A 14262-nucleotide genomic window follows, 5' to 3' on the forward strand; every position below is an offset into this window, starting at 1 on the left:
ATGGTCGACCCGATCATGATCGTCCGATCCCGTACACACCGATCCCTTACTCACCGATCCCTTACTCACCGATCCCTTACTCACCGATCATGGAATCGAAAGGACCCCCGATGAACCACACCGAGATCCCCGGCACCGACCCGGCCGGCGCGCAGCGGCTGATCGACGAGGGCTACCAGTTGCTCGATGTGCGTACCCAGGAGGAGTGGGACGAGGCCCACGTCGACGGCGCCACGCACATCCCGCTCGATCAGTTGGTCGAGCGCGCCGACGAGGTCGGCGACCGGGTGGTCGCGATGTGCAAGGGCGGCGGCCGGTCGGCGCGCGCCACGGCGTACCTGCGATCCGCGGGCCGCGACGTGATCAATCTCGAGGGTGGGATCACCGGCTGGGTCGAGCAGGGCCGGCCCGTTGTCGGCGCCGGCTGAGCCGGCTCAGGAATTGGCCTCGATCTCGGTCACCTGGCCGTCCCCGTCGAGGTGCACGTCAACATTGCCGCGGCCGTCGGAGATGCGTACCCCCGCCGGACCCCACTCGCCCCGCCAGGCGGGGATGCGGTTCAACAGGCTGCGGATCGCGCGCGGCGCGTCGGTGATCTGACCGGCCATCAGCCCCTCCGGGAGCGCCGCCATCAGGTCGCCGATCTCCGGCCGCGGCAGCGCAGGGCCGCCCTGCAGCAGCGTCACCACCTTCGTCTCGCCCGCCTGGGCGATGAACCACGGCACCTCGCCGATCACCTGACTGGCGATCATGGCGACCTGCCCGGCGACGGAATCCGTCTCGTCCGATCCCTCCGGGCTCGGCGAGAACTCGTCGAAGCCCACCTCGGCCCTGGTCAGCGGCTCGACCCCCTGGCTCTGGCCGAAGTCGCGCAGGCGCCGGGCGAGCGCCGCCGCGGGCAGCTCGGCGAGCTCGGGCAGCGCCCAGGCCCACCGGACCGTGCGCGGCCCGGGCGCGACGGAGGCGATCAGGTGCGGGACCGCCTCGATGCTGGCGCCGTCACCGCTGATGGTCAGCTTCGGGGCGGCAAGATCAACGTCGTGCTCCCGACGGTCGCCGAGCCGTCCGGCGATCTCGGTGCTCAGGCTGTGTTGGGCCAGCAGCCCCCACAGCGCGCCGTCATTGACGATCTGATCCAAGGTCAGCCCGGCCATCGCGATCCCCTCTCTGCGGAACCACCGCTCGCCCAACAGGCTAGCGGCTCGACGGGCGGACAGGTTGGAACGCGGCTCGCCGCGTAGTAGCGTCCACCCCAAACCCCGGGAGCTCGCGCCGATGTGGCGGGCTGAGAGGGCGGAGTGGCGGGAGATGATCACCGCCCGGTCCGCCGACCGGATGAACCTGATCGGATAATGCCGGCGCAGGAAGGACATCATGTCGAAGCTTGCCCAAGGTGGTTCTGCCACCAGTTCTCCCGTCACGCGGGCCGCGGAGGCCCCGCTCGTCCTCACCACCGAACCACCTCGCCCGCTCGGCCTGTGGAGCCAGCTCGCGATGTGGGGCAACCTCGGGGTGTCGCTCTTCGGTCCGCTCACCGGCGCCCTGGTCGCGATGACCGTCGGGTCGCTGTGGGGCGCCGTCGGCGCGATCATCGTCGGCTGCCTGATCGGGGGACTGCTGCTCGCGGGATCTGCCTGTTTCGGCGCCGTCACGGGCGCCCCGTCGATGGTCTCGCTGCGTGGCCTGCTCGGTCGCCGCGCCTCCACCGTGCCCACGGCCCTGAACATCTTCCAGAACATCGGCTGGGCCACGATGGAGATCATCGTGATCGCCACCACCGCGGCCTACATCCTCGGGCCGCAGTGGCGGTTGCCGTTCGTGATCATCGGCGGTGTGCTGGCGACGCTGATGGCGATCCGCCCGCTCGGCACCGTGCGGTTGCTGCGCAAGATCATGATCTGGTTGGTGCTGGCCTGTTCGGTCTATCTGTTCGTGCAGGTGCTGATGCAGCCGGCGACACCGATCGATGCCAGTGCCGCCTCCGGATTCTGGCCCGGTGTCGATCTTGCCGTCGCGGGCGTCGTCTCGTTCGCCCCGCTCGCCGCCGACTATGCGCGGCACTCCAGGACTAGGCTGGCCGCCGCCGGTGGGGCGGGCATCGGCTACGGGCTGGCGGCGATCGGCTACTACACGCTCGGGGTGTTTGCGGTGGTGCACCTGCCGGGTGCGGCCGACGGCGACCGGTTGATCGGCGCGCTGGTGGCCCTGCCGGCGGGCGGGATCGCGTTGGCAATCTTGATGATCGACGAGGTCGACGAGGCCTTCGCCAACATCTACTCGACCACCATGTCGGTGCAGAACCTGGTCGGCCGGGCGGACCGGCGCGTCGTCGCCGTCGGTGTCGGGCTGTTGGCGATGCTGCTGGCCGCACTGCTCGACTTCGGGCAGTACCAGTCGTTCCTCTATCTGATCGGCTCGGTCTTCGTGCCGCTGTTCTCGGTGGCGGCCGCGGACTTCTTCTGGATCAGTCGGCAGCGCTGGGACGTCTCCGACCGGGCGCCGTTCCGGTTGGCGCCGGTGCTGGCCTGGGCGTGCGGCTTCGTGGCGTACCAGTTGATCTACCCGGGCGACGTGCCCGGCTGGTCGGCACTGTGGACGAGCGTGCGGGACGCCATCGGCTTCACCGCGCCGAGCTGGCTCGGCTCCTCGGTGGGCGCCATCGTCGTCAGTATCGGGGCGATGGTGATCCTCGGCTCCCTGTCCCGGGCGCTGGCGCGCAGGTAACCGCACTTCTCCGGTCGGCGTGGGATGTTCCACCCGACCCGCGGGGTCGGGGCCTCGCCCCGTGCTGGCGCGGCGCGCGCGGTGCGGGACGGCGCCGAGTGGAACCTGACCCGCGCTTGCCCAGCCCGCCCCGTCAGACGGGTTCGCGCTCGATCGGGCAGGACATGCACCGGGGTCCGCCGCGACCGGAACCGAGCTCGGAGCCGGCAATGGCGACGACCTCGATGCCAGACTTCTCCAGCCGGGCATTGGTTTCGGTATTGCGCTCGTACGCCACGGCGACGCGCGGCTCCAGGGCCAGGGTGTTGTTGCCGTCGTCCCACTGTTCCCGCTCGGCGGTCACCGGGTCCAGGCCGGTGTCGATCACCCGCACCTGATCGATCCCCATCGCATCGGCCGCCACCTCCAGGAACGGCCGGCGCTCACCGATCACCAGATCGTCGCCGTCGCGGGTGACCTTGAACGCCGCCAGCCGGTCGGCAACATTCGGATACATCACCACGGCGTCCACGTCGACCATCGTGCAGACGGTGTCCAGGTGCATGGTTGCCCGCTGCTGGTCGATCGGCACGGCGACCACGGTGTGCGCCAGCCCGGCGCCGAGCACCGTCCGGGCCAACCGCTCCGCACCCGCCGGTGTGGTCCGCTCGCCGATCCCGATCGCCAGCACGCCGTCGGCCAGCGCCAACACATCGCCGCCCTCCACATGCTCGCGATCCCAGCCGTACAAGGTCTCGTTGCCCACGAACCGCGGATGATGGTCATAGATCAACTCGGTGAGCTGGGTCTCGCGCGACCGGGCCGGCATGGCCAGCGAGGTGACCGCGGGGTTGTCGCCGATCCACACCGACGAGTCGCGGGTGAACAACAGGTTCGGCAGCGGGTCGATCAGGAAGTCATCGGGCGCCATCAGCGAGGTGACCAGCGTCCGCGTCGGGAACTCGTCATTGCGCAGGCCCGTGGTCAGCAGATGCGTCAGGTCGTCCGGGTGCTGCTCGGCCAGGTGAGTGCGCAGCAGGGTACGCAGTTGATCACCCAGTCGAAGATCGTTCAGCGTCAGGTCGATCGCCCGGGACCGGGCCAGCTCGTCGCCGAGCGTTTCGGCCAGCAGGTTCGCCAGGTACAACACCTCGACCCCGCGGTCCCGCAGCACCTGCGCGAAGGCGTCGTGCTCGGCCTGCGCCCGGTCCACCCACGGGATCGCGTCGAACAGCAGTTGGTCGTTGTTGCGCGGGGTCAGCCGCCGCAGCTCGTCGCCCGGTCGGTGCAGCAACACCGTGCGCAGCTTCCCGGTCTCGGTGCGTACGCCCAAACCCTGCCGGCCCAGACCCTGCTGGCCCGGACCCTGTTCGCCCGGGCCCGCCGCTTCGCCGGGTGCCGCAACGCCGTCGGAGGTGGAAGCTTCAGCCATGTGCCGACCATAGTGCGCCGCGCCCGACCCGGCACCGACGGCGACCGACAGCCCGGCGCCGTTCGAACGATCCGCATCGCGTCCGGCCCGCGCCGGGGTCGACTAATCTTGCCCCGATTTGCCGACCCGTCGGTGCCGCGCGATGCCCGCCGCCGAGAGATGCCGAGAGGAGGTGCCGTGGTCCACCCACGCCCACCGGCGCCGAGCCCGGCAGCACCGCGCCCGGTCCCTCGGCCCCTCGCGCTGTTGGACTGGTTCAGCGCCCCGACCAGCCCGGATCGCGCCGATCGCGGCGGCGCCGCATCGTGGACGACCAGCCCCCGGATCGCGCTGGCCGCGCTGCTGCTCGCACCGGCGATCTATCTGTGTGTCGGCTTCCTCGGCCCCTCGGTGGTGACGCTCGACCTCGGTCCGCGCAACGGCAGCCTGTTGCCGCCCTGGCACATCGCTGCCCCCGCGCCGTGGCGCAACGAGTGGCTCGTCACCGGCGCGCTGTGGGCGTCCATCGCGATCGGCGGCGCCGGGATGTGGATCGGCCTGCGGGCGCTGGCGCGCGGCTGGCTGCCGCGGCTGCGCCGCTGCTTCGGCCTCGGCGTCGCCCTGTGTCTGATCACGATCGGCGTCCCGCCGCTGACCTCGGCGGATGTGTTGATGTATGCGGCCTACGGCCGGATCGCGGTGCTCGGGATGAGCCCGTACGCCGTCACGCCGGCCGGGCTGTTCCGCACCCAGTACGACCCGATCCTCGTCTACACCGAGCGGCCCTGGCAGGACACCCCGAGCGTCTACGGCCCGATCCTGAACTGGATCCAGATCGGCGCCAACCGGCTGGGCGGCGAGACGGTGCACGACGTGGTGTTCTGGTTGCAGCTCGTCTGCATGATCTTCATGGTGATCGCCTGCACGCTCGCGGTCGGGCTGGCCCGCGGCGACCGGCGCCTGCAGGCCCGGGTGATCTGGCTGACGATCCTCAACCCGGTGATGATCTGGGCGGTGGTGGTGAGCGCGCACAACGAGGCGATCGCCATCTCCTTCGGCGTCGCCGCGTTCTGGTTCCTGCGGCGGCGGCCGTTCGTGGCCGGCGTGCTGATCGGCATCGGCTGTTCGGTCAAGGCGACGCTGGGCCTCTACGGGATCGCGATGGTCTGGGCGTACCGACGTGATCTGCCCGCGATGCTGCGGGCGATCATCGGCGCCGGCATCCCGTCCTCGATCGCCTATTTCGTCCTCGAGCCGGAGGCGCTCGGCCAGGCCGCCCGCAACAGCGGCTATCTGTCCGAGGTGAGCTGGCTCGCGCCGGTGCAGAAGCTGCTGGTCACCTTCGTCGCGGGCGAGACCAGCTACGACCTGGTCTCGCTGCTCGGCTGGCTGGGGATGATCACGCTCGCCTGGATGCTGTCCCGGGTGCTGCCGCGCCGGCGCCTGTTCGGGCTCTCCGGTGAGCTCGACCCGCGGCGCGATCCTTTGAGCGATGCGGTACGCACCGCCGTGGTGCTCACCGTCGCCTGGCTGTGCACCGCGCCCTACTCGCTGCCCTGGTACGACCTCGCGGCGTGGGTGCCGATCGCGCTCTACGGCGCCAGTCGGCTGGACGTGATCATGCTCGCCCGCGGGCTCGTGCTGAACCTGGCGTTCAATCCCGGGCGGGTGGTCGGGCAGAGCGCGCTGCTGGAGGAGGTCGTCGCCCGCGTCCGGCAGGTCGGCACGACCACCGCGATGCTCGGCGTGGTGTCGGCGATCGTCATCTGGTGGTACTACGCCTGCCGCCGGGCGGGCAGCCTGATCAGCACCCGCACCGATCCTGCGCCGCCGGCCGGCACGGCAGGCGCGGGCGAGCTCACGGCAGCTGCTGGCGAGATTCCCGGCGCAGCGGCTAGCGTCGCCACGAAGACCCGAACGGGGGAGTGATCGATGTCGACGCCGTATCGCCAGCCGGCCCGCGCCGCCGACCCGACCGGTCCCGGAACTCCCGCGTCTCCTGCCCGTGACGGCGGGAATGTCGGCTGGTACCACGACCCCCGCGGGCTCACCGGCACCTACCGCTGGTGGGACGGTGCGGAGTGGACCGACTGGCTCACCACCGAACCGGAATCCCCGCCACCGGGGCCCGCCCGGCGGACCGTGCGGCCGGACCCGCTGCTCGGGCCTCGCGCCCGGCGCGCGCTGATCGTCGGCGGGGCGGTTCTCGCGGCACTGGTGATCGGCCTCGCCGTGCTGACGGTACGCGGGGTGCAGGCGGTGCTGAACCAGCCGCCGGCGGCCGTGGCCCCGGCGGATCTCGGCGTACCCCGCATCGACGCGCCCGAGGTCGTCGCCGACTACAGCGAGATCTCCATCCACGGGATCTGGGGCGCGTCGCTGCCGTCATTCCCGTTCAACAGCGAGGGCGACTCGACCAAGGCCCGGCCGATCCCGCCGCTGATCGCGTCCGGCGCGTCCGGGATCACCTCGTCGGACTCGGCGGACAAGTACGGCGGCAGCTTCCAGGTCGGCCTGGTCGATCCGTCGGTTCCCGGCGACGACGGCGAGGAGCTCGGACGCGCGGTCGCTGCCGCCCGGCACCAGCGGACCGTCGATGCCGCCGAACGCGTGGTGAGCACCGCCGAGCCCGTCGTCCGGCCGGGCCAGCGGGCGGGCAGCACCCTGGTCGAACAGCGCGCGGTGATGCGGTTCGCCGGGATCGAGGGCGAGTTCGAGACGGCCCAGATCGTGCAGGCCGAGGTGTGGCCGGACGGCACCCGGATCGTCTGGACGGCCACCACCATCGTGCGTACCGACCTGACCGAGGACCCGGGATTCCTCGAGATCCGCACCGCGCTCGACGAGTCGCTGGCCAGCACCCGCTGATCGGCCCGCGATACCCGGCGGGCGCGCCCGCGCGGCCCGGCTAGCCTGTCGCGGTGGCGATCGGCTATCTCGGTCCCGAGGGGACCTTCACCCACCAGGCATTGCTGACCATCCGGGACATCAGCGACCCGCAGCCCTTCGCGACCGTCGCCGAAACCATCGCGGCCGTCCGCGAGAACAGGGTCGACAGCGCGCTGGTGCCGATCGAGAACTCGGTCGAGGGCGGCGTCACCGCCACGCTGGACAACCTTGCCCGCGACAACGGCCTGGTCATCGTCGGCGAGGTCGTCCTGCCGGTCCGGTTCGGTATCTACGCCCGGCCGGGCACCGAGTTGTCGGCGGTACGCCGGGTGCTCACCCATCCCCATGCCTACGCGCAGTGCCGCGACTGGCTGGTGGCCAACCTGCCGGAGGCGGTGGTCACCGAGGGCGGCTCGACCGCCGCGGCGGCCGCCGAGGTCGCCGACCCCGACTCGGTCTTCGACGCGGCGATCTGTGCGCCGATCGCCGGCGAACGGCACGGGCTGGTCGCGCTGGCCGGCGACATCGCCGACAACCCCGATGCGGTCACCCGGTTCGTGCGGGTCGCGCCGGCCGGCGCGCTGCCCGAGCCGACCGGCGCGGACAAGACGACGCTGGTCGCCTACATGTTCGAGAACCATCCGGGCGCGCTGCTGGACATCTTGGAGCAGTTCGCTTCCCGCGGCGTCAGCCTGACCCGGCTGGAGTCGAGGCCGACCAAGCGGACCCTGGGTGACTACTGCTTCTCGATCGACGCCGAGGGTCATATCCGCGACGCCCGCCTGGGCGAGGCGATGATGGGCCTGCACCGGGTCTGCCAGCGGGTCGTCTTCCTCGGCTCCTACCCGCGCGCGGACGGGCGTACCCCCGACGTGCCGCGCGGCTCCGCCGACGGCGACTACGCCGCGGCCCGGGAGTGGCTGGACTCGCTCGACTGATCAGCCCGGTACGCGAACCGTCAACGCGCCCGGCCGGGTCCGCGCCGAGAGCCGGCGGCAGTGCCCGATGGTGTCGCCGTCGAGCTGGTACGGCTCGGGCTCTTCGGTGATCACCTCGACCGAGCGGCCCCGCAGGCGGGTCAACTGGGCGTCCTCGCCTCCGCTGCGCACGACCAGCTTCGTGGCCAGCCGGGCCCAGTCGCCCAGGCTGCGCGGTGAGGCGACCAGCACCTCCAGCAGCCCGTCGTCCGGGACGGCCTCGGGGAACAGCCGGATGCCGCCCTGCAGCTCACCGACATTGCCGATCACCACCAGGCTGATCCGGCGGCGCAGCGCCAGGTGGTCGTCGATCGACACCTTGGCCTGGAACGGTTCGTTGCCGGCGGCGCGGGCGGCCGTCACGAAGTACGCCGCGGAGCCGACCGCCCGCTTCAGCTCGTCGGCCGTCTGGTCGAAGATCAACGCGTCGAAACCCATCCCCGCCATCACCGAGAACGACAGGCTCTCGGGTTGATCATCCGGGCGGACCTGCACCAGATCGATCACCCGGTTGCGCCCGTCGAAGGCGACATCGATGGCGGCGCGCTCGTCGAGCGGGATGCCGAGATTGCGCGCCAACAGATTGCCGGTGCCCGCCGGGACGATTCCCAACGGGATGCCGCTGTCGGCCAGCCCCTGGCAGACCGAACGGACGGTGCCGTCCCCGCCGGCGACGACGACCAGATCGACCTCCTTGCCGACGGCGATCTTGGCCATCCCGTGCCCCGGATCATCGACGCTGGTCTCCAGCCACAGCGTGCGCTGGAAGTCGTGGCGCTGCAACTCGTAGCTGACATGGCGGCGGAAGGTCGCCTCGTCGGCGATCTTGCTCGGGTTGACGATCACCGCGCAGCGCCGGTGTGGGTGCGCTGGGCTGGTCACGTGCTGGCGGGGTTGGGCGAGCGCGGCCAACCCGGCGCGGGGCAGCACGCGTACCCCGGCGATCATCAGCGAGAAGGCCGCGACGGTCGCACCGAGCAGCAGGCCGCCGACCAGGTCGGAGACCCAGTTGGCCCGGACCAGCCAGCGGCTGGCGGCCATGATCAGCACCGCAGCGACACCGGCGATCTGCCAGGCGCGGACCACCGACCGGCGCTGCCGGGTGACCACGGCGGTAACGGCGACCATGATCGCCACCGTGGTCAGGGTGGCGATGTGTTCGGACGGGTAGGCGGGTCCGATCTCGGTGATCTGTGGCAGGTGCTCGTCCGGCCGCGGGCGCGAGCCGACCAGCTTCATCAGCCAGGCCAGGGCCGAGCCCGGCAGCGCGGCGACCGCCAGGGCGATGGCGACATTGCGCAGTCGTCTGCGCTGTGCCCACCACGCCAGCCCGAGCAGCAGCGCGATGAACCCGCCGGGCCAGAAGACCACCCCGAGCGCGGCCGCCACCTGTACTGCAGGGTTGGCCGGGTCCGGCACCGGAGCCAGCGTGGCCTGGTCGAGCGTCGCGACGAATCCGCCGAGGGCGACCAGCGCGGTCCAGGCGACCAACAGCGCCACGGCGATCCCGGAGAAGCAGATCGCATACATCGAGGGGCGGCCGAGGGGACGCCGCCTCGGGCGGTCGGGGGTAGCCATGACAAGTCGATTCTGGCACGCGACCCGGCGGCTAGGCTGTTCGCCGTGATCGATCCCAGACTGCTCCGCACCGACCCCGAGGCCGTCCGCGAGTCGCAGCGGCGGCGGGGCTCCTCTGTCGAGGTGGTCGACGAGCTGCTTGCCGCGGACGCGGCCCGACGGTCGGCGATCGCGGCCTTCGAGGAGCTGCGGGCCGAGCAGAAGTCGCTCGGCAAGGAGGTTGCCCGCGCCGACGGCGAGCGCAAGCAGCAATTGCTCGACCGGACCAGGGAACTTGCCGCCGAGGTCAAACAGCGCCAGGCCGACAGCGAGGCCGCCTCGGCCCGCTTCGACGCGCTGCTCGCGGGCGTGGGCAATATCGTCGCCGACGGGGTGCCCGAGGGCGGTGAGGACGACTATGTCGTCCTGGAGTCGGTGGGTACGCCGCGCGACTTCGCCGCCGAAGGCTTCGAGCCGCGCGACCACCTGGAGCTGGGCGAGTTGCTGGGTGCGATCGACATCGAGCGCGGGTCGAAGGTCTCGGGATCGCGGTTCTACTTCCTCACCGGCGTCGGCGCCCAGCTCGAACTGGCGTTGATCAATCTGGCCATGAACAAGGCCCTGGAGTGGGGCTTCACGCCGATCCTGCCGCCCGCGCTGGTCAAGCCCGCGGCGATGGAGGGCACGGGCTTCCTCGGTCAGGCGGCCGACGACGTCTACCACCTGGAGCGCGACGACCTCTATCTGGTCGGCACCGCCGAGGTGCCGCTGGCGGCCTATCACTCCGAGGAGATCCTCGACCCGGAGACGCTGCCGCGCCGCTACGCGGGCTACAGCCCGAGCTTCCGGCGCGAGGCCGGCTCCTACGGCAAGGACACCAGGGGAATCTTCCGGGTGCACTGGTTCGACAAGGTCGAGATGTTCGTGCACACCGACCCGGCCGACGCCGATGCCGAGCATCGGCGGCTGCTGGGGTATGAGAAGGAGTTCATCGAGCTGCTCGAGCTGCCCTACCAGACGCTCGAGCTGGCCGGCGGTGATCTTGGTCTGAGCGCGGCGCGCAAGTTCGACTGCTACGCCTGGCTGCCCAGCCAGGACCGCTACCGGGAGATCACCTCGACCTCGAACTGCACCGACTTCCAGGCCCGCCGGCTGGGCATCCGCGGCCGGTTCGCCGACGGCATCGCGCCCGTCGCGACGCTGAACGGCACCCTGGTCGCCGTGCCGCGGGTGATCATCGCCCTGCTCGAGAATCACCAGCAGGCCGATGGTTCCGTCCGGGTGCCCGCGGCACTGCGCCCCTATCTCGGCGGCCGCGACCTGTTGACCCCCGTCCGGTGATGGTGCAGTCGCGGGCCGAGGATGCGGCGTGGCGCCCGAAGCTGGTGGCGCTGGACATCGACGGAACACTCGTCGATCACGAGGGTGTGCTGCCGCCGGACGTCCACGCCGCCGTCCGTCGGGTGGTCGACGCGGGCGTGCCGGTCGTGCTGGCCACCGGGCGTAGCTGGCACAGCACACAGCCGATCTTCGACGCGCTGGGTCTGCCGGACGGGTACGCCGTCTGCTCCAACGGCGCGGTCGTGGTCTCCTATCCGCCGGCCGAGATCATCCGGCAGGTCACCTTCGATCCGGCGCGGGTGATCGACAAGGTCTCCGAACTCGCGCCCGGCGCGCTGATCGCCGCCGAGGTGATCGGCCGCGGCTACCGGGTGAGCGCGGACTTCCCCGACGGGGACCTGCACGGCGAGATGATCCCGGCGAGCATCGCCGAACTGCGCGGCGAGCCGGTGACCCGGGTGATCATCCGCGACCCCTACGCCGATGATCAACAGTTCATCGCGCTGGCCGAGCGGCTCGGCCTGCACGGGGTGTCCTATTTCATCGGGTACAGCGCGTGGCTGGACATCGCCCCCGAGGGGGTGGACAAGGCCAGCGGTCTCACCGACGTCTGCCACCGGCTCGGCGTCGATCCCGCCGATGTGCTCGCCCTCGGCGACGGCCGCAACGACATCGAGATGCTCGAGTGGGCCGGCCGAGGGGTCGCGATGGCCGAGGCCCCCGAAGAGGTCCGGACCGCTGCCGACGCCGTCACCGGAGGATTCGCCGACGGCGGCACCCCCGCGGCGCTGGGCCGCTGGTTCTGATCCGGCGGTTCAGGCGGCGCCGATGCCGGCATGCCGCGGCGTGCTCGCCGCCTGCAGCACCTCACCGCGGGTCGGGACGGTCTGCTTCGGCTTCAGGTCCTGGCCGCGCCGATGGCGGCGCAGGTGGCGCTTCACGGTCGACAGCGAGCAGTCGAGTCGACGCGCCAGCATCTCCAGCGATTCGTGCGGATTGGCCTGGCGCAGGCGTACCACCTCGTCGTGGTCGATCCGGCGGCCGCTGCGGAAGACGCCCGCCATCGTGTCCAGATCCTCGGCCTCGACGGTGACGTCCAACTGGCGGCGGATCATCCGTCGCTCCATCTCGGTGGTGCCGGCGACGAAGCCCGCCACATCGTGCTTGACGACGGCGTCATAGAGGCAGTCCCGGCGGAGCGGGCAGGCGGCGCAGACGGCGCGGGCCTCGTTCACCAGCACCGAGTACTCGCGGCGTACCGACTGCGGAGCGCTGCTGGTCGGCGGCTCCTCCACGAGCGGGTGCTGGAAGAGCTCCGGGCGCGAGGCGCAACCCTGCGGGTGGCGGCCCTGGCCGGGGTCGTCCGGATCGGCGATCGGTGCGGTACGAAACGTGTTCACGAGGTTTCCCCCCAACGTGATTCCATGCGGTCATGGCATGCGACGCGACGGCTACGGGGAACGGTTCCCGAACCACCGGAATCGGCCTGGGGGGCGCCGACCTGCCGGGAACCTAGCCGAACGGACCGATCAGCCGCCAGCACAGCGGCAGAAGATTTGTTGAGAATTTGCCGAGCCGGAGCGCGCCCGGCCGTGCTACCTCAGAGATACATGCCGTCGGTGCCGCCGGCCGGCCGCTGCGGCGCCTGCGGCTGGCCGGGCTGCGGTCCGCCCGGCAGGGTCCGGCGCATCTGCTCCAATTGCGCCCGGGCCGCCATCTGCTGGGCGACCAACGCGGTCTGGATGCCCTGGAACAGTCCCTCCAGCCAACCGACGAGCTGGGCCTTGGCGATCCGCAGCTCGTCGTTGGACGGCGTCTCGTCGGCGGTGAAGGGCTCGGTGATCCGCTCCAGCTCGGCGGCCAGATCCTCCGACAGCCCCGACTTGAGCTCGTCGATGCTGGCGCCGTAGACCTCGCGCAGCCGCTCCCGGCTCGGGTCGTCGAGCGGCGTGGAGCGTACCTCCTCCAGCAGCGCGCGGATCATGTTGCCGATCCGCATCACCTTCGCGGGCTCCTCGACCTGATCGGTCACCGACGGCTCCTCGCCCTCGGTCCCGGGAGCCCGCTCCACGGCCATCCCCTGCGGGCCGACGATGAAGCCGCGACCGTCGCCGGTCGCACCGGCGATGACCTGCGGTTGGCCCTCGCCGGCGGCGCCACCGGCGGGCTGCTGGTCGGCCTGGGGCTGCTGCGGATCCGGCTGCTGGGTCATGACGCCACCATACGACGATGTCGGATCGGGCCGGCCGGGCGCCGGTTCACACGGTGAGAACGATCTTGCCGGTATTCGCCCCCGACTCGAGCAGTTCGTGCGCGCGGGCGGCCTCCGGCATGGGGATCCGGGTCTCGTTGGGTACGCGGATGGCGCCGTCGGCATACAGCGGCCAGACGTCGTCGGCGACCGCGGCGCAGATCGCGGACTTCTGGTCCACCGGCCGCGAACGCAACGAGGCCGCGATCACCGCTCCGCGCTTGCGGAGCAGGGCATTCAGGTCCAGCTCGGCCTTCGACCCGCCCTGCAGCCCGATGATCGCGATCCGCCCGTCGTGGGCCATCGCCTCGAGATTGGCCGACAGGTACTTCGCGCCGATCACGTCCAGGATCACGTCGGCGCCGTCGCCTCCGGTGGCCTCGGCCACCCCGGCGACCCAGTCGTCGTGATAGTCCAGCGCGTGAGTGGCGCCGAGCTCGCGGCAGTACGCGAGTTTGTCGGCATTGCCGGCCGTGGTGATCACCTCGGTGCCGACCGCGCGGCCGTACTGGATCGCGAACGAGCCGATGCCACCCGCACCGCCGTGCACGAGGAAGACGTCGCCGCTGTCCAGCCCGGCGAGCTCGGTCATCGACAGCACGGTCGCGGCCACCTCGATCAGACCACCGGCGCTGACCGGGTCGACGCCCTCGGGCGGGGCCACCACCTGGCCCTGCGGGACGGCGACGTACTCGGCGTACCCGCCGCCGGCGAGCAGCGCGACACACGGGTCGCCGACCTCCCACTCGTCGGCGTCCGGGCCGAGCGCGGCGATCTCACCGGCGCATTCCAGGCCGAGGATGTCCGGCGCGCCGGGCGGCGGCGGATAGGCGCCCTGACGCTGCAGCAGGTCGGCGCGGTTCACCCCGGCCGAGCGGATCTTGATCAACACCTCGTCACCGGTGGGCTCGGGTGTCGGCACCTGCGACCAGGTGAGAACCGACGGGGGACCGGGCTCGGACTGCGTCACCGCGTACATGTCCGCCAGCCTAGGCCCCGCTAGGATGATGGCGCCCTCGGGGAATCCCGGGGCCGGGCGAGGTCGCATAGTGGACTAGTGCAGCCGCCTTGAAAGCGGCCGAGCGGGAGACCGTTCCGTGGGTTCGAATCCCACCCTCGCCGCCGCCCCCGAC

Annotated in this window: 13 protein-coding genes and 1 tRNA gene; 8 read left to right on the top strand and 6 right to left on the bottom strand. The window is 71.3% G+C overall.

Annotation, left to right across the window (positions count from 1 at the left end; translation table 11 throughout):
- Positions 1–110 precede the first annotated feature (110 nt).
- Positions 111–428, top strand: coding sequence for a rhodanese-like domain-containing protein (locus GGQ54_RS09245; RefSeq protein ID WP_179445124.1), 318 nt, complete (start codon positions 111–113; stop codon positions 426–428).
- 6 nt (positions 429–434) lie between these two features.
- Here GGQ54_RS09245 and GGQ54_RS09250 read toward each other — a convergent pair whose 3' ends face one another.
- Positions 435–1154, bottom strand: a complete 720-nt coding sequence (locus tag GGQ54_RS09250; RefSeq protein ID WP_179445125.1) for a DUF6882 domain-containing protein — start codon at positions 1152–1154, stop codon at positions 435–437.
- Between the two features lie 220 nt (positions 1155–1374).
- Between GGQ54_RS09250 and GGQ54_RS09255 the strand changes: the two genes are divergently transcribed.
- Positions 1375–2724: a purine-cytosine permease family protein gene (locus GGQ54_RS09255; RefSeq protein ID WP_179445126.1), complete on the top strand. Its 1350-nt coding sequence runs from the start codon at positions 1375–1377 to the stop codon at positions 2722–2724.
- 133 nt (positions 2725–2857) lie between these two features.
- On the opposite strand, the gene GGQ54_RS09260 is transcribed toward GGQ54_RS09255, so the two are convergent.
- The gene (locus GGQ54_RS09260) at positions 2858–4135 is read right to left on the bottom strand and encodes an arginine deiminase (protein WP_179445127.1); all 1278 of its coding nucleotides are present in this window, start codon (positions 4133–4135) and stop codon (positions 2858–2860) included.
- 177 nt (positions 4136–4312) lie between these two features.
- On the opposite strand from GGQ54_RS09260, the gene mptB reads away from it, so the two are divergent.
- The 3 genes from mptB to pheA are packed head-to-tail and all read left to right on the top strand — an operon-like array spanning position 4313 to position 7941.
- A complete protein-coding gene (mptB, locus tag GGQ54_RS09265; protein ID WP_179445128.1) occupies positions 4313–6043 on the top strand; it encodes a polyprenol phosphomannose-dependent alpha 1,6 mannosyltransferase MptB in 1731 nt (576 codons plus the stop codon).
- Between the two features lie 3 nt (positions 6044–6046).
- Complete coding sequence (locus GGQ54_RS16680) at positions 6047–6982, top strand: DUF2510 domain-containing protein (protein WP_218843804.1); 936 nt, start codon at positions 6047–6049, stop codon at positions 6980–6982.
- A gap of 53 nt (positions 6983–7035) precedes the next feature.
- Positions 7036–7941, top strand: a complete 906-nt coding sequence (gene pheA / locus GGQ54_RS09275) for a prephenate dehydratase (RefSeq protein ID WP_343045915.1) — start codon at positions 7036–7038, stop codon at positions 7939–7941.
- On the opposite strand, the gene GGQ54_RS09280 is transcribed toward pheA, so the two are convergent.
- Positions 7942–9558, bottom strand: coding sequence for a bifunctional phosphatase PAP2/diacylglycerol kinase family protein (locus GGQ54_RS09280; RefSeq protein WP_179445129.1), 1617 nt, complete (start codon positions 9556–9558; stop codon positions 7942–7944).
- Between the two features lie 45 nt (positions 9559–9603).
- On the opposite strand from GGQ54_RS09280, the gene serS reads away from it, so the two are divergent.
- Both serS and GGQ54_RS09290 read left to right on the top strand, forming a co-directional pair.
- Positions 9604–10878, top strand: a complete 1275-nt coding sequence (serS, locus tag GGQ54_RS09285) for a serine--tRNA ligase (protein WP_179445130.1) — start codon at positions 9604–9606, stop codon at positions 10876–10878.
- A gap of 41 nt (positions 10879–10919) precedes the next feature.
- Complete coding sequence (locus GGQ54_RS09290; protein WP_179446529.1) at positions 10920–11684, top strand: HAD family hydrolase; 765 nt, start codon at positions 10920–10922, stop codon at positions 11682–11684.
- A gap of 9 nt (positions 11685–11693) precedes the next feature.
- Here GGQ54_RS09290 and GGQ54_RS09295 read toward each other — a convergent pair whose 3' ends face one another.
- The 3 genes from GGQ54_RS09295 to GGQ54_RS09305 all read right to left on the bottom strand — a co-directional run bounded on the left by GGQ54_RS09295 (position 11694) and on the right by GGQ54_RS09305 (position 14108).
- Positions 11694–12278 (bottom strand): WhiB family transcriptional regulator, encoded by a 585-nt coding sequence (locus GGQ54_RS09295; protein WP_179445131.1) that lies wholly within the window; start codon positions 12276–12278, stop codon positions 11694–11696.
- Positions 12279–12478: 200 nt separating this feature from the next.
- A complete protein-coding gene (locus GGQ54_RS09300) occupies positions 12479–13090 on the bottom strand; it encodes a bacterial proteasome activator family protein (protein WP_179445132.1) in 612 nt (203 codons plus the stop codon).
- Positions 13091–13136: 46 nt separating this feature from the next.
- Positions 13137–14108 carry an NAD(P)H-quinone oxidoreductase gene (locus GGQ54_RS09305; RefSeq protein WP_179445133.1) on the bottom strand — a complete coding sequence of 324 codons (972 nt, stop codon included), beginning with the start codon at positions 14106–14108 and terminating at the stop codon, positions 13137–13139.
- Positions 14109–14164: 56 nt separating this feature from the next.
- Here GGQ54_RS09305 and GGQ54_RS09310 point away from each other — a divergent pair.
- Positions 14165–14251, top strand: a tRNA-Ser gene (locus tag GGQ54_RS09310).
- Positions 14252–14262: the final 11 nt, after the last annotated feature.

The organism is Naumannella cuiyingiana, from assembly GCF_013408305.1.
GTDB classification, from domain to species: domain Bacteria; phylum Actinomycetota; class Actinomycetes; order Propionibacteriales; family Propionibacteriaceae; genus Naumannella; species Naumannella cuiyingiana.

Excerpts from the sequence above, each read along its gene's own strand:
- GGQ54_RS09245 (WP_179445124.1), top strand. The coding sequence starts at position 111 with ATGAACCACACCGAGATCCCCGGCACCGACCCGGCCGGCGCGCAGCGG.
- GGQ54_RS09250 (WP_179445125.1), bottom strand. The coding sequence starts at position 1,154 with ATGGCCGGGCTGACCTTGGATCAGATCGTCAATGACGGCGCGCTGTGG.
- GGQ54_RS09300 (WP_179445132.1), bottom strand. The coding sequence starts at position 13,090 with ATGACCCAGCAGCCGGATCCGCAGCAGCCCCAGGCCGACCAGCAGCCC.
- GGQ54_RS16680 (WP_218843804.1), top strand. The coding sequence starts at position 6,047 with ATGTCGACGCCGTATCGCCAGCCGGCCCGCGCCGCCGACCCGACCGGT.
- GGQ54_RS09255 (WP_179445126.1), top strand. The coding sequence starts at position 1,375 with ATGTCGAAGCTTGCCCAAGGTGGTTCTGCCACCAGTTCTCCCGTCACG.
- GGQ54_RS09305 (WP_179445133.1), bottom strand. The coding sequence starts at position 14,108 with ATGTACGCGGTGACGCAGTCCGAGCCCGGTCCCCCGTCGGTTCTCACC.
- GGQ54_RS09280 (WP_179445129.1), bottom strand. The coding sequence starts at position 9,558 with ATGGCTACCCCCGACCGCCCGAGGCGGCGTCCCCTCGGCCGCCCCTCG.
- GGQ54_RS09260 (WP_179445127.1), bottom strand. The coding sequence starts at position 4,135 with ATGGCTGAAGCTTCCACCTCCGACGGCGTTGCGGCACCCGGCGAAGCG.